The organism is Clostridium sartagoforme AAU1 (assembly GCF_000401215.1).
Taxonomy (GTDB): domain Bacteria; phylum Bacillota; class Clostridia; order Clostridiales; family Clostridiaceae; genus Clostridium; species Clostridium sartagoforme.
The window spans coordinates 1-20,125 of record NZ_ASRV01000168.1 but is presented as its reverse complement, the minus strand read 5'-3'; the positions used below and the strand labels follow the sequence as shown (position 1 = coordinate 20,125).

The window sequence follows — 20,125 nt, the reverse complement described above, 5'->3', positions numbered from 1 at the left end:
AAGATATGTTAATAAAAATAACATATCTTTTTGTAATTTTTATATTTACATTTACTCATGAAAAGATGTATAATATTAATAATTTAACAATAATAGAGAGTAAATAGAAAAAATATATCAAAAAATATATCAATATGCTAATATAAAGGAATTATTGGGGACAAAGGAGTTTTGAATATGATTGGAAGAAAATATGTAGATGAAATTATTAGTAAAGTGGAAAAAAGAAATTTTGGGGAAGAAGAATTTTTAAATGCTATAAAGGAAGTGCTTAATTCACTTGTACCAGTATTTAATAAACATCCTGAATATATAGAAGAAGGAATATTAGAACGAATAGTAGAACCTGAAAGACAAATATTTTTTAGAGTTCCATGGATAGATGATAATGGAAAAGTACAAGTTAATAGAGGATTTAGAGTTCAATTTAATAGTGCGATAGGACCTTATAAAGGTGGTTTGAGATTTCATCCATCAGTAAATCAAAGTATAATAAAATTTTTAGGATTTGAACAAACTTTTAAAAATTCACTAACTGGATTGCCAATAGGTGGAGGAAAAGGTGGTTCAGATTTTGATCCAAAAGGAAAATCAGATAGAGAAGTAATGAGATTTTGTCAAAGTTTTATGGCAGAATTATACAAGCATATAGGACTTGATACAGACGTTCCAGCAGGTGATATAGGAGTTGGAGCAAGAGAAATAGGATATATGTATGGGTATTACAAGAAAATAAAAAATGCAAATGATCAAGGGGTATTAACAGGTAAAGGACTTGCCTATGGTGGGAGTTTAGTAAGAAAAGAAGCAACTGGATATGGACTAGTGTACTTTACAGAAAAAATGTTAAGTGATAATAATTTAAGTTTTAAAGATAAAACAGTAGTAATATCAGGATCAGGTAATGTTGCTATATATGCTTGTGAAAAAGCAAATGAATTAGGTGCAAAAGTAGTAGCATTAAGTGATTCTAATGGATATATATATGATGAAAATGGAATAAATTTAGATATAATAAAACAAATTAAGGAAGTTAATAGAGGAAGAATTAAAGAATATTTAGACTATGTACCAAATGCTAAATATACAGAAGGATTTAGAGGAATTTGGGAAATTAAATGTGATATTGCACTTCCTTGTGCAACACAAGGGGAAATAAATAAAGAAGCAGCAGAAATTTTAATTAAAAATGGTATTAAAGTTGTTTCAGAAGGTGCAAATATGCCAACAGACTTAGATGCAATAGAGTTGCTTCAAAAGTCTGGAGTAATGTTTGGTCCAGCAAAGGCTGCAAATGCTGGTGGAGTTGCTTGTTCGGCATTAGAAATGTCACAAAATAGTTCAAGATTATCTTGGGATTTTGAAGAAGTTGATTCAAAACTTAAAGACATAATGGTCAACATATATATAAATTCTAAAAATGCAGCACAAGAATATGGTGAGCCAGGTAATATATTAATGGGAGCTAATATAGCAGGCTTTATAAAGGTTGCAGAAGCCATGATGTCTCAAGGTATAGTTTAATGTTATAAATCTCAAAAATAGCAACCCCTATTTTGAGTTTATTAATAAAAAGCCATTTAGTTGTAAAATATATTTATAACTAAATGGCTTTTCTTTTAATTAAACTTGTAATATTTTGTGAAGCAAAATATTACAAGTGAAAAGTGTAAGAGTGAAAAGTTGAGGAAAAAATCCTTACAGGATTTTGGAGTAAAGGTGCTTTGCATCTATGTATTTAAAATTTTTTTTCATAGAAGGCATTGAATACTTGCGGAATATAATTTCTGTACATCTGAACTTAGTATGAAAGCCACCTACTGAAGCTTGCCTGAAGTAGATGTACCTTAATTCTTTCACTTTTCACTATTAACTTTTCACTAGATAAAATGCTTCGCAATTATAAGGAAATTATTACATGAGTATATTAATTATATCTTTATTTATATAGGATAAAATAATATATATAAAGATATAATTAATATTAAGATAAATATACTAATCAATAATAAATCAATAAACTATTTATAAAATTTATATGTAGTAATATTAATGAATTTTTAAGATTTCAGTACTTGATTTTTTACCCCTATTAGAATATATTTAATAAAGATGTCAAAGATAATGTACTAAATAGTAATATAAGGAAAATATCCTTTATTTATAGGAGTGGATGTAATGAAAGAAATTATTTTAGCTGTGACAGGTGTATTTCAGGTTATTGTCTTTGCAATGATGATGTATTATTTTGTTTTAGCTTTTTTTGGCTTAATAAGAAAGACAGAAAAGAAAAATTATACACCTACAAAAAAGTTTGCAATGATAGTTGCAGCTCATAATGAAGAAGTTGTTATCGGAAAACTAGTGGAAAGTATGTTAAATCAAGATTACCCGAGAGAGCTATATGATGTATTTGTGATTGCTGATAATTGTGATGATAATACTGCTAAAATAGCAAGAAAATATGGTGTTTATGTTTATGAAAGATTCAATAAAGATCAAAAGGGTAAAGGATATGCATTAGAGTGGTTATTTGATAAGATATTTAAAATGCAAAAGAAATATGATGCGGTTGCAGTATTTGATGCTGACAATTTAGTATCAAAAAATTGGTGTAAAGAAATTAATTCAAAAATGCTAGAAGGTTATAAAGTAGTACAAGGCTACATAGATAGTAAAAATCCTAATGATTCATGGATAGCTACTTCATATTCAATAGCTTTCTGGACTCAGAATAGAATGTATCAACTAGCAAGAGCGAATATTGGATTATCAAATCAAATTGGTGGAACAGGATTTGCTATAGATACAGAGATTTTACAAGAATTTGGATGGGGAGCTACATGCTTAACCGAAGATTTAGAGTTTAGTTGTAAGTTAATTTTGAATGGAGAAAAAGTTGGATGGGCACATGATGCTATTATTTATGATGAAAAACCTCTTACTCTAAAACAATCATGGGTTCAAAGAAGAAGATGGATGCAAGGATTTACAGATGTAGCATCTAGATATTTCTTTAAGCTACTTAAAAAGGGATTTAAAGAAAGAAAATGGTTTGTTTTAGATTGTGCTTTATACGTAATTCAACCTTTCTTTACTTTAATGATTGGTATATCAACGGTTTTAAGCTTTGTACAAGGCATGAGTCCAGAAGGACTTAATATTTTCTTAATTAGCTATCTGACTGGAGATTTTTCATTTAAAGTTATTGGTGTTATGCAATTTTTAATTACTCCTTTAATTATGAGATTAGATAAAAAAATATCACCAGGATTGTTTGTTATGCTTATATTTTATTCATTAAGTGTATTTATACTACCAATTTTTGCAACTAAGGTAGATAATTATTCAACGGTTTTATTAATAGATATAGTTTATAATTTAGCATTTTTATTAGCAACGGCATTATTCTTAGGAAAAAAGAAACTAATTTTATTCTTTAGATTTTTATTATATTCTTTATATACATTAACATGGATTCCAATAACTATTGAAGGTATGCTAAGAAAAAATAATAAAGAATGGAATCCGACAAAGCATGTTAGAAATATAGAAATTTGTGATGTTCAGTAAAAAACATTGTTTTGAAATCAGATTTTTCTTAAAGTGAAATTTCTAGAATATATAGCTGTATTAAATTGATTTTAAAATTAATTTAATACAGCTTTTTAATTGATAAAATAAAAAAATATAAAGAGTTTACCTTGAATCTATCTCGAACATTTGTTTGACATTTTCTTTAGAAAGATTTATATTTTTATTTATAGATTAATTATGATAAAATTAAAAAGATTATAATGAGAAGGTATGGTTAAACTAAGGTATAAGTTTAGTTTAACGCAATAATAGTGATTTTGGAGGTTTGTATGAGTGAAGATTTGATGAAAGGATATGATGTTACTGATTTAACTTCCTTAGAAAAGCTTGAACCAGTTAGAGTAAGACCTGGAATGTATATAGGATCTACAGGAACTAAAGGATTACATCATTGTGTTTGGGAGATTTTAGATAATTCTATAGATGAAATATCTAATGGATATGGAAATAAAGCTACAATAATAATAAATAAAGATAAAAGTATTACTATAATAGACAATGGAAGAGGAATTCCAACAGGGATACATCCAGTTAAGAAAAAATCTGGAGTAGAGATGGTTTTTACGGAGTTACATACTGGAGGAAAATTTAATAATAAAAACTACAAAACATCAGGAGGGTTGCATGGTGTTGGTGCAGCTGTAGTTAATGCGTTATCTTCTTGGTTAGAAGTAGAGGTACATCAAAGTGGAAATATATATAAACAAAGATTTGAATATGCTTATGATAAAGAGCTAAAAAGAGATATGCCAGGAACAGCTGTAACAAAACTAGAAATAGTTGGCAAAACCAAGGAAACAGGAACAAGAGTTACTTTTATGCCAGATAAGGATGTTTTTTCTAGCACAGATTTTAAAGTTGACATAATAGATGAAAGATTACAAGAATTAGCATTTCAAAATAAAGGAATGTATTTAGAATTAATAGATTTAAGAAAAGATGAGTTTAGAAAAGAGTATTACTCAGAAAGAGGGCTTTTAGATTTTATAGAATATTTAAATGAAAGTAAAACTACACTTCATGATAATCCAATTTACTTTGAAGGGGAAAGAAGCGTTAATAATATACAAATGTTTGGAGAGTTATGTGTACAATTTACAGATTCTACTACAGAAAATATAGCGAGTTATGTTAATAATATACCAACAAAAGAAGCAGGAACCCATGAAACTGGATTTAAAACAGGAATGACAAGAGCATTTAAAGAAGGTGCTAAGAAACTTGGACTTGTAAAAGAAAAAGATAAGGATTTTGAAGGTGACGACTTAAGAGAAGGAATGACAGCTATCTTAAGAATAAAGATTACAAATCCCATATTTGAAGGACAAACCAAAACTAAACTAGGGAGTACTGAAGCTTATACAATGATGAATGACTTAGCTTACACAAAGTTTAATGAGTGGATAGAAGATAACAAAGAAGTTGCTTCTATGCTTATAAACAATGCGCTTCAAGCAGCTCAAAGAAGAGAAAAAATAAAAAAAATAAATGAAGCTGAAAAAAGAAAAGTAGGAAAAGGTGCAGCACCTCTTGCAGGAAAAGTTGCTGTTTGCACACTGAAAGATAATACTGTAAATGAATTTATTGTTGTTGAGGGAGATTCAGCAGGGGGTTCGGCAAAACAAGCAAGAGATAGAAGATTTCAAACTATAATGCCTTCAAAAGGTAAGATAATGAATACAGAAAAACAAAAGCTAGAAAATGTATTAGCATCAGAGGAACTTAAGATATTTAATACAGCATTAGGCACAGGTACCTTAGATAATTATAAAGAAGAAGATTTAAAGTACGATAAAATTATAATTATGAGTGATGCAGATGTAGATGGATATCATATAAGAACTTTATGGATGACTTATATATATAGATATATGAGACCTCTAATTGCAAATGGGCATTTATATTTAGCTCAGCCACCATTATATAAAGTGTATAAAAGTGTTAAAGGGAAAGAAGTTCATAAATATGCATATAGTGATGATGAGCTTGAAAGTGTAAAAAAGGAAATAGGAAAAGGAGCACTTATACAAAGATATAAAGGGCTTGGAGAAATGAATCCAGATCAATTATGGCAAACTACACTAAACCCAGAAACAAGAACTTTACTTCAAGTAACGATTGAAGATGCTGCTAAAGCTGAAAAGATGGTTTCATTACTTATGGGAGATATAGTTGAGCCAAGAAAAACATATATGTATAAATATGGAGAATTTTAATAAATAGGATGGAGAAAAAATATGGCGAAGAAAGTTAATGATATACCAAGGGATAATAATATAATTAGAGTTCCTTTAGAGGAGGCAATGCCTGATAACTATTTGCCTTATGCTATAGAAGTTGCAAAGGATAGAGCACTGCCAGATGTTAGGGATGGATTAAAACCAGTTCATAGAAGAATATTATATGGTGCATATCAATTAAAAGCATTTCCAGATAAACCATATTATAAGTCAGCAAGAATAGTTGGAGATATATTAGGTAAATATCACCCACATGGTGATACATCAGTTTATGATGCTATGGTTATAATGGCACAAGATTTTTCAACTAGAGAAACCCTTATAGATGGTCATGGTAACTGGGGATCTATGGATGGAGATGGAGCAGCAGCAATGAGGTATACAGAAGCAAGACTTGCTCCCATTGCCATAGAAATGCTTAGAGACATAGATAAAGATACTGTAGATATGGTTCCGAACTATTCAGATAGTGAGATGGAACCTAAGGTACTTCCTAGTAGATATCCTAATCTTCTAGTTAATGGTACATTTGGAATTGCGGTAGGGCTTGCGACAAATATACCTCCACATAATTTAGGAGAAGTTACGGATGGAGTATTAGCATATATAGATAATCCAGAAATAACAACTAAAGAACTTATGGAGTATGTAAAGGGACCTGATTTACCTACTGGAGGAATTTTAATAGGACAAAACTCTATACTTTCTGCTTATGAAGCGGGAGAGGGAAAGGTAACCTTAAGAGCTAAAACCAATATCGAAAGGCTTGAAAACGGGAAAATTGGAATAGTTATAACAGAGTTTCCTTTTAGAAGAAATAAGGCGAAGCTTCTTCAAACTATATCTGAGATGACTGGAGATAAAAGACATTCTAAAGCTTTAGAATCAATAATTGATATAAGAGACGAATCAGACAGAAGTGGAGTAAGAGCTGTTATAGAATTAAGAAAAGCAGCTGATGAAGAAGTAGCAGATAAGGTTTTAAAATATTTATTTAAAAGAACAGATCTTCAATGTAATTTAAGCTTTAATATGGTAGCTTTAGCAGAGGGAAAACCTCAAACTATGGGGCTTAAGACTATAATAAAGCATTATGTAAATCATCAAAAGGAAATAGTAACAAGAAGAACTATAAAAGAATTAGCAATTGCAGAAAAAAGATTTCATATAGTTGAAGGATTTATTAAAGCTATAGATGTTTTAGATGAAATTATTAAAACAATAAGAGAATCTAAGTCTAAAAAAGATGCAGGCATAAATCTTATAAATAAATTTGGATTTACAGAAATACAATCAGAAGCAATTTTAGAACTGATGCTATATAGATTAACTGGACTTGAAATAAAAGTATTCCAAAAAGAATATGCTGAATTAGAAAAAACTATCAAAAGATTAAAAAAGATATTATCAGACGAAAAAGAACTTCTTAAAGTAGTAAAAGCTGAATTAAAGGAAGTTGCAGATAAATACAGAAATCCTAGAAAAACAGCTATTATTAAGGATGACAATGAAGCTAAAATAGATGTAGAAGAGCTTATAGTAGTAGAAGATGTTATGATAACTTTATCTAAAGATGGATTTATAAAAAGGATTCCTTTAAAAACTTTCAATAGAGTTAATGCAAATGCAGAAGATATTGAGTATAGAGAAGGTGATGAATTAAAATTCTTATTTAAATCGAATACTACAGAAAACATTCTTTTGTTTACAAATAAGGGGAATATGTATCAAACAAAGGGTATAAATATTCCAGAATGTAAATGGAAAGAAAAAGGTGAAAGAGTTGATGATTTAATAAAAACATTAAATTTAGAAGATGAAACCATAGTCTATACTGCTTCAGTTTCTTCGTTTATGCCGAATAAATATGTTCAATTTATAACATCAAGAGGTGGAATTAAAAGAAGTTCCTTAGATAAATTCCAAACAAGTTACACAAAGCTACAAGCTACGAAGCTTAAGGATTTTGAAGAAGTTATAGATATAAGTCTGCTAGAGGAAGATGAATTTAAAGAATTTATAAATTTTGAAACTAAGAAGGGATTGGTATTCAATTTGCCAATTCCTAGCATAGAGGATTCTGCAAGAAATATATTACCAATAATGATGTTTAATTTATCGAATAAAGATGAAGTAACAAAAGTTGAGTATAGTGATAGTATTGATTTTATTGATTTTTCTATAGGTATAACTTCAAAGGGAACAATAAAGGGATTTAATAGTATTAAAAAAAATGATAATCTAAAAGTAAAGATAGATTCTCTAAGTAATATATTAATTTTCACAAACTTAGGAAAAGTGTTTAAAATACCAGCCTTCTTATTATCAGGAGTAAATAAAGGTGAAATTCCTCTAGAAAAAATTATAGATGATTTAGAAAAGAATGAAAAATTATAAAAGTAATATCTATAAAAAACTTTGAAGATAATAGATTTATATATTTCTTTACTAAGAAAGGTATGGTTAAAAAGACTTCATTAGTAGAATTTGATGGAAACTACTCATCACAATTGTCATATAAATTTAAGTATGATAATGATGAATTAATATCAGCAGAGATGTATAATAATAATGTAGCAGAAATAGTAATTATAACTAAAAAAGGTATGGGTATAAAGTTTTCCTCAGAAAATATAAATACCATGGGAAAAGTAGCTTCAGGAGTAACGGGAATAAGCTTAAAGGAAAATGATGAGGTTATTTATGGAAAAATAATAGCTATTCAATATGGCGAGGATTTAAATGAATTAGCGATAACATCTAATGATAAAATAATTTTAGTTTCCAAAAACAAAGAAAAGAAAGAAGTAGATATAGAAGATATAAAGCTTCAAAATAGAGCGGGAAAAGGAAGTAATATTATAACAATTGCTTTAGATGACGAGATTAAAGAAATTATATTATAGGAGGAGATTTTTTATGAAGGTAGCAATTTTATTAGCCAATGGTTTTGAAACCTTAGAAGCTTTAACAGTTGTTGACGTATTAAGAAGAGCTGAAGTAGAATGCCATACTTTTTCACTAAAAGATAAAGAGGTAACTACATCCCATAATATTATAGTGAAAGCCGATAAAAACATTGTAGATAAAGAAATCGAAGATTATGATTTTTTAGTATTACCAGGTGGAATGCCAGGAGCTAAAAATTTAAGAGATGATAATAGAGTTATTGAACTTATAAAGAAGTTCAATAATGAAAATAAATGGATTTGTGCAATTTGTGCAGGACCAATAACTTTGGCAAAAGCAGAAATAACAAATAGTAAAAACATTACATGTTATCCTGGTTTTGAGAATGAAATAGGAAACTGCAATTATAAAGAAGATTTAGTAGTTGTAGACGGAAATATAATAACAGGAAAAGGTCCAGCAGCAGCAATTCCTTTTGCTTTTGAAATATTAGATAAAATATCTAAAGATAAGGTTGAGGATATAAAAGGAAAAATGTTATTTAAATAGTCCTACTATGGAGGAAAGATGAGAGAAAATTGGATATTAGTAAATAAAAAAGAGAGCTTTTTAAGGCTCTCTAATTCTATAAATGAAAACCCATTAGTATTGAGACTTCTTGCAAATAGAGGTATAGATACTTTCGAAGAAGCTAATAGATTTTTAAATGGAACAATTGAAGATTTTTATGATGGTTATCTTATGGCAGATATGAAAAAAGGCGTACAAATAATAAAAGATGCTATTACAAATAATAAAAAAATAATAATTTATGGAGATTATGATTGTGATGGAGTAATTAGTACTACTATATTCTACAAAGCGTTAAAAATATAGGAGCAAATTATAGTTATTATATTCCAAATAGAGAAGATGAAGGCTATGGAATGCATAGTGGAAGAGTAAAAAAGCTTAAAGAAGAGGGATATGAAGTTATTTTAACTTGTGATAATGGTATAGCTGCATTTGAACAGGTAGACCTAGCTAAAGAACTTGGTATGGAAATAGTTATTACTGATCATCATGACATTCCAATTAGAGAAAATAGTGAAGGTGACTTAAAAGAAACTATACCTTATGCAGATGCTGTAATAAATCCAAAAAGAAGTGATTGTAAATATCCATTTAAAAAGCTTTGTGGAGCTGGAGTAGCATTAAAATTCTCTAAGTGCTTATATGATGAGTTTAAAATAGATGAAGAAAAGTTTTTAGAGTTAATACAATTTGCTTCTATAGCAACAGTTTGTGATGTTGTAGATTTAGTTGATGAAAATAGAATTATTGTTAAAAAAGGTTTAGAATTATTAAATGAGACAAAGAACTTTGGAATACAAGAATTGAAAAAGTCAACAGGATTAAATTCTAAAAAGATTGAAGAATATCATTTAGGATTTGTGATAGGTCCATGTATGTATATATGAAAAATATATAATTTTATCATAATGTATATAAGTTAAATTAAATAAAGGGTATAAGATAGTTTTGTATATGATATAATATTTATATCATATACAAAACTATTTTTATTTATGAGAAATATAGGATGGATTTAATTATGGATAAAGAAAAGAGAATGGTTATAAAGAAATATGTTGAAATGAAAATAAATGGAATGCACTATGTTAGAAAATTAAATGATAGTAATAAAGTATTTTCAGGAGTTCTTGTTATTGATAATTATAATAGACCTGTTAAGAGAGTATATGAATATTTGAGGTATTTAGATACAACAGGAGGGTATGGAGCATTAAACTCCAGAGTAAGAGTTGCATATGATTTGTGTTATTTCTTAGATTTCATGATGTTTAATAATTTAACAGAAGAAAAAATTAAATATGAAGATATTAGTGAGTTTATAGAAATATATTTGCTTATAATAGATGAGAAGTTTAAAGTGGATAGATCTATTCAAAGAAGTATGCTAAAGATTATTCCCATTTTAGACGTCTATAGAATAAAAAATATAAAAGTAATCAATAAAATGAATATGGGCTTAGATATCTCCTCAAAAGAAAGGATACTTAATAATATTAAGAAATACCTAGTTTTTTTGGGTAATAATAAAATTGCAGAAGTTAATTTAGAGGAATTATTTGAAAAGAAAGTTAAAAGTGTTTATAGAGAGAATGAACTAGGAAATAGAACAAGGGAATTATATTATGACTATGGTATAAAAGATCATTTAAAAAAGATAGGTATAAACAGTAAAAGAAATAAGATAGATCCAATAGAAGTATCTAAGATATTTGAACAAGATGAAGAAAAGAATTTTTTTAGCAATATAGAAAAGATACAATACAGGGTTCTATTTAATTTGTTAAATAATACAGGACTTAGGATTAGTGAGGCATTGGGATTAAAGTTAATATCATATAAAAAATCAAAAGGAAATATTGATTTAATAAGCCTAGATTCTGATATAAAACTTAAGAATAATGATGAAAACGTATGGGAAGTGTTGGTTGTACCTAGAAGTGATTCCCCACCAGATTTGAGAATTAAATTTGAGAAAAAGAGAAAAGCAGTATTTACTGATAATACACTGCTTTTTAGAAATCTATTAGAAGATTATATTATATACAGAGAATATTTATTAAAGCAAAAAAGGAAAAAACATGATTATTTATTTGTTAATAATAGAGGCGAACGCTTAAGGTATGATTCAGTATATAAAGAGATGAACAATATACTTTTGGGAAGTGAAATGAGAGTTAGAATTGGAGATTTAACGCCACATTCTTTTAGGCATACATTTGCAACTAAGTGGATTAAAAATAGTATTGAACTTGGTATAGATAAAGATTTAGATTTATTAGCAGAACAATTGGGGCATTCAAGCCCAGAAGTAACTAAAAGAACGTATTATCATATATTTGAAGAATCTAAAAAAGAATTGCTTAGAAAAATAGAAAAAGAAAATCATTATTTTAAGGGGGAAAAATAATAGTGCATGAATTTCCCAATATAAAAGAATATGTAGATTATATAGAAAAATTTTTTAGCGTAAAAAATGATAAAGAGAGAAAGCAATATATAAGTAATTACAATAGAATAATTAGTAAGTTTAGTACAGTAGAAGAATTTATAGAAATTATGATTAATAAAGTAGAGTGGAATAAATATACTAAACGTATTGGCATATTCCTAACATTGAAGTGTAAATTATTTGTATTTGAATTTATAGATCAAGTAAGTATATTTAAGGCAAAGGAAAAAGTGATTTATTGTGAAGTTGTCGATGAAAGATTAGAAAAAATTTGTGATGAAGAATTTAAAAATAATAAAAATATGAAACGAGATTTTTACAAATTTTTATTAAAAACATTTGCGTACTTTAATATAAAAAATATAAGTGAAATTGATGTGAAAAGGTTAAATGAACTTAATACAGATTTTTTAGCAATGATATACAGCGTAGAAGGCAATATATATTGTTTTTAGATAAAGTAATGGCTTTATATAACCTAAAAGGAAATGAAATAAATATAAGGCTAGAAATTAAATATAACGCAGAAATTAGAAAGTATGGAACAGATAGAAAATGTATTATTGATGTTATTAATAAATATATTGAAGAAAGATATACACTTAAAAATTATAATTCAGATAAATTCTTAAAGAATATAAGACCATTTTTAAAATGGTTACATAATAAATATAAAGATATAAAAAATTTATATGATATAAAAGAAGAGTATATTATGGAGTATTATAAAAGTGTTAAATTATCAAATAATACAAATGAAACAAAATATACTAAATGCCAACATGTATTAAAGTTTTTTATATGGAGTGAGGATAAGAAGTTTGCATCAATAGATATTAGGAAAATAGGGCATGGATTAAAAAATAGAAGGGTTGATATAGAAGATAACCCTAAAATGTTTCAAGATAGACAGCATTTTAATCAGGTATTGGCTAAGGTTCAAAAATATGAGCCAATAGATGAGGAAGAGTTTTTATTTAAAAATTATATTTTAGTACTTATGGGAACAGGTCTAAGAGTAGGGGAAGGAATTTGGCTAGATAATAAGTGCTTGAAAAAAAGGGTGAAAGTTAGTGATGAAAGTAATAATGAGGTTGGAGAAATTGTTCTTATAACCAAGGATAAAACAAAAATGGTTAACAAAAGAACTGGTATATTACCTTGGGGATTAACTGCTTTAGATGGGTTAATAGAGAGGTTTAATAGTAGAGAAAATGTATTAATTTTTAATGAAAGTTTAGATGAATATAACTATAGTTTATTTGAGTATAAAGGAAAAGTTATATCTTTACCAAAACTCAAAGTTTTTTATGAAAATGTAATTTTAGATGGTATTGAGTTTAAGGATGAAAATGGTAATAACATAGATTATAAGAATATTAAGTTTCATGCATTTAGGCATCAAAAGTTTAATGACATTTATGAAGTTACAAATGGAAATATAATGAGAGTAAAACAAGATTCTAACCATAGATCTATTAAAATGACTAAAAAATATACACGACAATCAAAGAAAAAAATGATTAGAAGAATTAGTAAGAATATAGAAAGTGGAAAGATTGTAGGAAAAGGGGTTCAAATATTACAAGAGTTATTAAATGTTGATATGCTACCAGATCAGTATTTAGAAATTCTTAAGAAGTTAAATATTGCGGAAGGGTATTCTATTGAACATATAGTTGAGAATTTTAAATTTTTAGGATTTGGATATTGTACATGCAAATGTAAATGGAGTCATTTATGTGAAGGGTGTAGATATTTTATAACTGAAGGAGAGTTTTTACCAGAATTACAAACAAGGTATTCTATAAATTTTATGATTACTATGACTTTGATTAAAAATAATGGTATAGAAGCAAAGGGTGTTAGAAATAATTTAATTTCATTAAAAAATCAAGAGAAGATATTAGAACAATTAGGAATGGATTATGAAGAAATTAAAGAATTGAGAACAGGGGAGTATATACTTAATGTTACAAGAGCGTAAAGAGAGTTTAAGTTTATCTAGAAAAAATAAAACTAAAAATACTTATATAGAAATTATAAGGAATTTAAAAATAACAAATGAAAAAAGTATTTAAGTAATGAACAACTTAAGAGTTTTATTCGTATATCTCGTGATGGATTAGTTAGCGAAATTGCACAGAAAAAATATATTGATAGCATACTTAGAGGACACAGAAGACTTATTGAAAAATTTCCAAATTTTAATGAACAGTTAAATGCTGATGGGAATGAGATAAAGAAAAGATTCATAGAGTTTAAAATATCTAAGTTATTACTTATATATATATTAAGTGGTAGGATAAGTGTTGATAATTCAATAAATATTAGTGGTTTATATGATAAAGAAAATTTACTAACTGATAATGAAATAGAGGAGATTAAAGAAGGTTGTGAACAGTATGGGTATTCACTAAGCAGGACGTATCCAGCCGTAATATTATATATTTGCAGGATAATGATTGTTAAAGATATTCCATTGAGAGATATTACGATGACTGATATTTATGATTGCTATAGAGATAAGCAAGATGCTGCAAATGCAACAACTAACGTGCTTAAGTATATGGGGATAATAGATGAAGATGAACATTATAAGATTAATAATAGAAAAAGTTTTACGAATATTAATGAAATTAATTTAACAGTTACAGATGGGTATTATTTGGAGGAGTATTTTAACTATGAGAGATATGTAGAAAGAGAAGGATGTAGTGAGTCAAATAAAGTAAATAGGAAGAGAATTGCAAAGTTATTTTTAAATTGGATAGACGATGTTTATGGAGTCATAAGTTTTGATGATATGAAATTTCAATTGGCAATTGACTTTATAGTTTATTTAAGAAAAATGAAAAATAAAAATGGAAATAGGTATAGTGATGGAACGTATCTTACTATGAGGTCTCAATTTAAAATGTTTTTAGAGTATTTAATTAGTAATGGTAAATTAAATAAGAGTTTTACATTAGATTACTATAAGACTGATATTTTTAATGGAGGAATTTTGGAGGTTATATATGAAAAGGAGTCTATAACTAAAGAAGAAATTGATAAAATTGAAAATAAAATAGTTAATTTTAACGAGTATCAATTAATGCCATACGTACCAGATATTTTAAAGTTATTATACTCTTATGGTATGAGACCAATTGAGGCGATAACTTTAAAATATGATTGTTTAAAAGGAACAGAAGAAGCACCAACGTTATATGTACATAAAAGTAAAAATGAGGAAGATAGATATATTCCATTAACAAATGAAGTATATAAAATAATTAAAAAATATATTGAGATAAATAAAGATTCATTACCTATTTATTCAGATTATGATGGACTAAATGTCAAAAGGTTATTTTCGTATAGAAATAAATTAGTGACTAAAGAAACTTTAAACAGAAGATTGAAGGAATTAGAAGTAGAGGATAGTATAGTTGATGAAGATGGTAAGGCTAAATATCCATTATATACATTAAGAAAGATAAGGATAACATTGTGGTTAGAAGCGGGACTATCAATAGAGGAAGTTGCTAGATTAGTAGGTCATAGAGATATTGAATCTCAGAGTTATTACTATATTAGCAAAGAAAATAGAATAGATAGTGCTAAAAAAGTATTTAGCGAATTTTACGAAAAATTTATGGACGAAAAAGGAAATATTGATAATGATTTATATCAATTAGATCAAGAGATAGAAGAAGAAAATTATATTAATGAATTAAAAAGAGATTTATTGGTAATAGAAGAGAAAAAGGTTTTTAGTTCTACCATTGAAATGGCAAGAAAAGATTATCCAGAGTTATTTCTTCCCTTGATGGATGGATTTTGTGGTGCAATGGTAGAAGAAGATGGTGATTTTGAATGTGAGATGTTAAAATTACCATGTTTAGAATGTGATGAATTAAAAGGTGCTGACGAAAATATAAATGTATTTGATAAGTATGCAATAAATCTATATAAAAGTAGAAACTTATCTATAAAAAAAGGTAATGATGGAATGAAAGAAAAAAGCGATAATACTATAGAAAGATTAAAAAGATTTTATGTTGAAAAACTTAAAATAGATGAAGAATTTATAGAAGAATATTTCAATAAATTAGATGAAATGTCCGTAGTAAAAAGGGGTCGTAAAAAGAAAGTTAATAGGTAAGGTGAGTATTATAATGACTATTAAGGATAATAGAGGAAGAGTAGGTGCAATTGCATTAAAGAAAGATAAAGAAGAAAAAGTAAATAAAAATATAAAAAAATTAAAAATTGAGTTAGAATTCTATAGAACAAACAATTTAAACTTTACAATAAAGGATATATCAGAAAAAACAGAATTATCTATGGCAACGTTATATAGATCACCATATAAAGAAATTATTGATTCTTATAAGAGTAAAGATAATATATTAAGTACATCAGAACAAATAGAAATATTAATTTTTGAGAGAGATGAATTAAAAAAAGAAATTAAGTTACTTAAAGAAGAAAATAGAAGGTTATTAGATGAAATAACTTATTCTAAGAATTTTTTTAAGTAGTAAAGGGGGAATGGATATGGAGAAATGGACTGTTAGAAATGTGAAATGTGAATTAAACAGTTTGATGAAATTATTAGGTGTTAATGATACAGTAGCAAAATTATTAGTCAATAGAGGAATATATAAGGTAGAGGATGCTAAAAAGTTCTTAAATCCCAAAACAGAGTATTTTTATAACTCGGATACAATGAAAGATTTATATAAATCAGTAAAGTTATTAAAGGATCATATAGATAGTGGCAAAAAGATATTAATTGTAGGGGATTATGATGTGGATGGTGTCATAAGCACATATGTCTTATATAAATGTTTGAGTAGATTAAATGCTAATGTTTATTATCATATTCCAGATAGAATTAAAGAAGGATATGGAATAAATGAAGTTATAATTAAGAATGCTAAAAAGGATGAAGTTGACTTAATAATAACATGTGATAATGGAATATCAGCGATAGATCAAATTGAATTAGCGAAAGAACTAGGAATAGCAGTTATTGTAACGGATCATCATGATGTTCCCTTTAAAGAAGATGTTGATGGAAAAAGAGAGTTTATTATTCCTAGTGCAGACTGTGTTGTAAATCCTAAACAGTTAGATTGTATGTATCCATTTAAAGGTTTGTGTGGGGCTGGTGTTGTGTATAAGTTAATGGAGGCACTATATAATGAATATAATATTGATGAATCAGAAGTCATAGATTTACTTCAATATGTTTCAATAGCCACAGTATGTGATGTGGTTGATTTAGTTGATGAAAATAGAATAATAGTTAAAAAAGGATTAGAATTATTAAATAATACAGATAACATAGGTTTAAATGCTTTGTTCGAGGAAACTGGAGTTAAAGATAAAAAAATAACTGTATATACGCTTGGATTCGTCTTGGGGCCAAGCATAAATGCCTCAGGCCGCCTCGAACAAGCGTTCTGGGCATTGGAGTTATTATTAAGCAATGATACAAAAAAGGCAAAAGAATTAGCACAAAAACTTAATGAGTTAAATAAAGAAAGACAAGATTTAACTAAAGAAGGTGTAGATAAGGCTATTCGTATAATCGAAGAAAATAAAATGCAAGACAATAAGGTTATAGTAGTATATTTAGATGATATTCATGAAAGTATAGCAGGAATAATAGCAGGTAGAGTAAGAGAGAAATATAATTTGCCTACAGTTATCCTTACAAAGGCTCACGATGGCGCTAAAGGCTCTGGAAGGTCAATAGAGGAATATAATATGTTTGAGGAGTTGTTAAAGTGTAAGGACCTGCTAGGGAAGTTTGGAGGACATCCAATGGCTGCTGGTATGTCTATACCTATTGAAAATATAGATGCTTTTAGAGATAGACTAAATGAAGTTACTACATTAACAGAAGAAGATATTATGCTTAAAGTGCAAATTGATATGGGATTACCTTTAAATAAAGTAAACTATGAATTGATAGACCAAATAACATTATTAGAACCATATGGAAAAGCAAACCCAAAACCAACCTTTGGTATGAAAAAGTTGAAGTTATTAGAGGCAAAAATATTAGGCAAAAATAGAAATGTACTTAAACTTAAATTAAGTGATGGTGGATTAGTTATTGAGGGGATATATTTTGGTGATATAGAAAAGTTTGAAGAAACTATGAAATGGGAATTTGGAGACTATGAATATGGTAGAGTTCTTAATGGAGAGCCTAATAATGTGTATTTAGATGTTATCTGTTTCCCAGAGATTAATGAATATATGGGAAATAAGAAGGTTCAGTTAGTTATAAGTAATTATAGAGTTTCTAAGTAAAGTATTTAGATATAGTTTTGAGAGGATTATATAATGCAAATTACAATTTTAGAATTATTTAAAAGTATTGTTACGATTAATAATGAAGAATCTTTAAGACCGTATGTTTTAAAGTCTATGATAGAAAATTACAATATGGATTATGGAGATCCATTGTTAATAACAGGTGTATATAGCATTTTAAGAAAAGAATCTAAAGAAATAGAATTTGATAATATTAAGTTAAATTATAATGGACCACTTGTATTTAGTTACTGTAATCATTCAGGAGAGTGGTTTATAAAAGAGTTTAAATCTTTTAAAGATGTTGAGGAATATATATTGGGTGGAGCAGGATACTTTAATATGTTTACTGGCTCAATAATAGTTTTTTACGATGGAGATATAAAAGAATTTAATGTTATAAGAAAGTTACCTAATGATGAAAAAGTGATTTTAAATCAAGGTGAGGATAAAGGTATTAATGATGTTGTAGTTGAATGGATTTTATAATATGCTCTGTTGAAGGGAACAAGTATTTTGATTTATGAAGATGGAGGGTAAATGTGGGCAGTTATTTAGAAAATGATTTTAAAGAAAGGGAAGATATTCTTAAATTAAAAGAGAGAATACTTACATCGGAAAAAGAAAGACTTAATGGTAAGGTGATGGCTATTGAAGAAGTTAGAGGAATGTTGAATAAAGAAAATAATGTATAGTTAAGATATATTAAATTTATAGTTTGATTAAGAATAGAGAAATCCAGTAAAATCATTTTGAATTTTGCTGGATTTTACTTTTTTATATAAGAGTATAAAAAGGGCGCTGACTTAAGGGAGAGACCGCGTTACACTTAAGTAGAAATTATAGATTATGATTAGGAGGAGAACAATATGAATAATAAAACTAAAGAACTCATTAAGGATTTTGAGGAGGTTGAAAGAGAATTTATTGAAGATATTATTAAAGAAATGCTTAGTGAAGGTGAGTTAGAAGTAATTGAAACAGGAGAAGGAACTATAATAACTACATTAAGAGAACTTGATAAAGAGATTCTTAAATATTTAAAAAGTAATGTAGAATATATAATAATAGGGGTAGCACATATAATTAAAGATTTAGGTGAAATGATAAAAGATTTAGAAGATGTTTTAGAAGAAAAGTCACTTGAATACATGATAGAGTACTTTAAAAGGCTTATGAACTTGAAGGTATTAACCTTAAGTAAAATAGGTTATGAATATGAATCGGTATTACAGAGGATTAAGGTTAAAGAAGAGTTAGATAATAAATATGCTATAAAAATAGATATTTCAATTGAGGAAAGAGTCCTTGATTTATTGAATATTAATATCTCTAAGATTATTAAATAATAAATTTTAAATGTGGAGTGTGGACTATTGAGACTGAAATTAAGAAATTATACATCCATTATATCGGATAAAGAAGTAATGGAATGCTTAGAATTATTACCTAAACAATATAAAGAACTAGATATTTATATAAATATTTTTGGGAGCAATATACAATATTTAAGATATTTATTAAAGAAATTTAAATTACTTTCTTTTACTGCAGAGTGTATTGATTTTATAATAGATAAAGTTTCTAAAAGTTCTACAAGTGGATATTATAACATTAGGAATAAAGAGGTATATATATTATGCTGGAACATATATAAACAAATAGATGTGCGCTTAGATAATATAGAGAAATCTAAAGGATATGAGGAGTGTAAGGATTTTGTAACTAAGGATATATTAAAATATTATAGGGAACAATGGATTAAATATATGATTATAAATATGTTGATTCATGAATTAACACATGCTATTCAGGATAAAGAAAAAAGATTAAGTAAAAGTTGGTTAAAACGCTTCTTTACAAAGTGGGAAAAAAGAGAAGAAGAAATAGAGGCTATGAGAGCAACTATTGAGTTTTCTAGTAAGAATGAGGATAAATTTCTAGAAATATTGAATGTAAAGGGAATAAAGGCAAATCATTCATTACAAGAGTTTAAGTATAAATATAATTTACAAATAACAAAGTAAAACTTGAA

At 27.3% G+C, this 20,125-nt stretch carries 16 protein-coding genes and 1 pseudogene; all 17 read left to right on the top strand.

Annotated features, from left to right (window positions below; all coding sequences use genetic code 11):
• Positions 1-177 precede the first annotated feature (177 nt).
• The 17 genes and pseudogenes from gdhA to A500_RS14065 all read left to right on the top strand — a co-directional run bounded on the left by gdhA (position 178) and on the right by A500_RS14065 (position 20,117).
• Positions 178-1,524: an NADP-specific glutamate dehydrogenase gene (gene gdhA / locus A500_RS14135; RefSeq protein ID WP_016208247.1), complete on the top strand. Its 1,347-nt coding sequence runs from the start codon at positions 178-180 to the stop codon at positions 1,522-1,524.
• Positions 1,525-2,178: 654 nt separating this feature from the next.
• The gene (locus A500_RS14130; protein WP_016208246.1) at positions 2,179-3,573 is read left to right on the top strand and encodes a glycosyltransferase family 2 protein; all 1,395 of its coding nucleotides are present in this window, start codon (positions 2,179-2,181) and stop codon (positions 3,571-3,573) included.
• A 293-nt stretch (positions 3,574-3,866) separates the two neighbouring features.
• Complete coding sequence (locus tag A500_RS14125) at positions 3,867-5,813, top strand: DNA gyrase/topoisomerase IV subunit B (protein WP_016208245.1); 1,947 nt, start codon at positions 3,867-3,869, stop codon at positions 5,811-5,813.
• A 21-nt stretch (positions 5,814-5,834) separates the two neighbouring features.
• A pseudogene (locus A500_RS14120) lies at positions 5,835-8,743 on the top strand (DNA topoisomerase IV subunit A).
• A gap of 13 nt (positions 8,744-8,756) precedes the next feature.
• Positions 8,757-9,296 (top strand): DJ-1 family glyoxalase III, encoded by a 540-nt coding sequence (locus A500_RS14115; RefSeq protein ID WP_016208244.1) that lies wholly within the window; start codon positions 8,757-8,759, stop codon positions 9,294-9,296.
• An 18-nt stretch (positions 9,297-9,314) separates the two neighbouring features.
• A complete protein-coding gene (locus A500_RS20805) occupies positions 9,315-9,623 on the top strand; it encodes a hypothetical protein (RefSeq protein ID WP_051993166.1) in 309 nt (102 codons plus the stop codon).
• A complete protein-coding gene (locus A500_RS20800) occupies positions 9,599-10,207 on the top strand; it encodes a DHH family phosphoesterase (RefSeq protein ID WP_341349959.1) in 609 nt (202 codons plus the stop codon). The genes A500_RS20805 and A500_RS20800 overlap by 25 nt, the downstream gene beginning before the upstream one ends.
• 134 nt (positions 10,208-10,341) lie before the next feature.
• The gene (locus A500_RS14105) at positions 10,342-11,730 is read left to right on the top strand and encodes a tyrosine-type recombinase/integrase (protein WP_016208243.1); all 1,389 of its coding nucleotides are present in this window, start codon (positions 10,342-10,344) and stop codon (positions 11,728-11,730) included.
• Between the two features lie 2 nt (positions 11,731-11,732).
• On the top strand, positions 11,733-12,227 hold the full coding sequence (locus tag A500_RS14100; RefSeq protein ID WP_016208242.1) for a hypothetical protein: 495 nt from the start codon (positions 11,733-11,735) through the stop codon (positions 12,225-12,227).
• Complete coding sequence (locus A500_RS14095) at positions 12,218-13,759, top strand: tyrosine-type recombinase/integrase (protein WP_016208241.1); 1,542 nt, start codon at positions 12,218-12,220, stop codon at positions 13,757-13,759. Before A500_RS14100 ends, A500_RS14095 begins: the two co-directional genes overlap by 10 nt.
• Before the next feature lie 510 nt (positions 13,760-14,269).
• Positions 14,270-15,922, top strand: coding sequence for a tyrosine-type recombinase/integrase (locus A500_RS14090; protein WP_016208240.1), 1,653 nt, complete (start codon positions 14,270-14,272; stop codon positions 15,920-15,922).
• Between the two features lie 13 nt (positions 15,923-15,935).
• Positions 15,936-16,301, top strand: coding sequence for a hypothetical protein (locus A500_RS14085; protein WP_016208239.1), 366 nt, complete (start codon positions 15,936-15,938; stop codon positions 16,299-16,301).
• A gap of 16 nt (positions 16,302-16,317) precedes the next feature.
• Positions 16,318-18,087, top strand: coding sequence for a single-stranded-DNA-specific exonuclease RecJ (gene recJ, locus A500_RS14080; RefSeq protein WP_016208238.1), 1,770 nt, complete (start codon positions 16,318-16,320; stop codon positions 18,085-18,087).
• A 33-nt stretch (positions 18,088-18,120) separates the two neighbouring features.
• On the top strand, positions 18,121-18,579 hold the full coding sequence (locus A500_RS14075) for a hypothetical protein (protein WP_016208237.1): 459 nt from the start codon (positions 18,121-18,123) through the stop codon (positions 18,577-18,579).
• Between the two features lie 53 nt (positions 18,580-18,632).
• Complete coding sequence (locus A500_RS20470) at positions 18,633-18,785, top strand: hypothetical protein (RefSeq protein ID WP_156174338.1); 153 nt, start codon at positions 18,633-18,635, stop codon at positions 18,783-18,785.
• 174 nt (positions 18,786-18,959) lie between these two features.
• Positions 18,960-19,439 (top strand): hypothetical protein, encoded by a 480-nt coding sequence (locus A500_RS14070; RefSeq protein WP_016208236.1) that lies wholly within the window; start codon positions 18,960-18,962, stop codon positions 19,437-19,439.
• Between the two features lie 27 nt (positions 19,440-19,466).
• On the top strand, positions 19,467-20,117 hold the full coding sequence (locus A500_RS14065; RefSeq protein WP_016208235.1) for a hypothetical protein: 651 nt from the start codon (positions 19,467-19,469) through the stop codon (positions 20,115-20,117).
• Positions 20,118-20,125: the final 8 nt, after the last annotated feature.

Excerpts from the sequence above, each read along its gene's own strand:
- gdhA (WP_016208247.1), top strand. The coding sequence starts at position 178 with ATGATTGGAAGAAAATATGTAGATGAAATTATTAGTAAAGTGGAAAAA.
- A500_RS14130 (WP_016208246.1), top strand. The coding sequence starts at position 2,179 with ATGAAAGAAATTATTTTAGCTGTGACAGGTGTATTTCAGGTTATTGTC.
- A500_RS14125 (WP_016208245.1), top strand. The coding sequence starts at position 3,867 with ATGAGTGAAGATTTGATGAAAGGATATGATGTTACTGATTTAACTTCC.
- A500_RS14115 (WP_016208244.1), top strand. The coding sequence starts at position 8,757 with ATGAAGGTAGCAATTTTATTAGCCAATGGTTTTGAAACCTTAGAAGCT.
- A500_RS20805 (WP_051993166.1), top strand. The coding sequence starts at position 9,315 with ATGAGAGAAAATTGGATATTAGTAAATAAAAAAGAGAGCTTTTTAAGG.
- A500_RS14105 (WP_016208243.1), top strand. The coding sequence starts at position 10,342 with ATGGATAAAGAAAAGAGAATGGTTATAAAGAAATATGTTGAAATGAAA.
- A500_RS14090 (WP_016208240.1), top strand. The coding sequence starts at position 14,270 with ATGACTGATATTTATGATTGCTATAGAGATAAGCAAGATGCTGCAAAT.
- A500_RS14085 (WP_016208239.1), top strand. The coding sequence starts at position 15,936 with ATGACTATTAAGGATAATAGAGGAAGAGTAGGTGCAATTGCATTAAAG.
- recJ (WP_016208238.1), top strand. The coding sequence starts at position 16,318 with ATGGAGAAATGGACTGTTAGAAATGTGAAATGTGAATTAAACAGTTTG.
- A500_RS14075 (WP_016208237.1), top strand. The coding sequence starts at position 18,121 with ATGCAAATTACAATTTTAGAATTATTTAAAAGTATTGTTACGATTAAT.
- A500_RS14070 (WP_016208236.1), top strand. The coding sequence starts at position 18,960 with ATGAATAATAAAACTAAAGAACTCATTAAGGATTTTGAGGAGGTTGAA.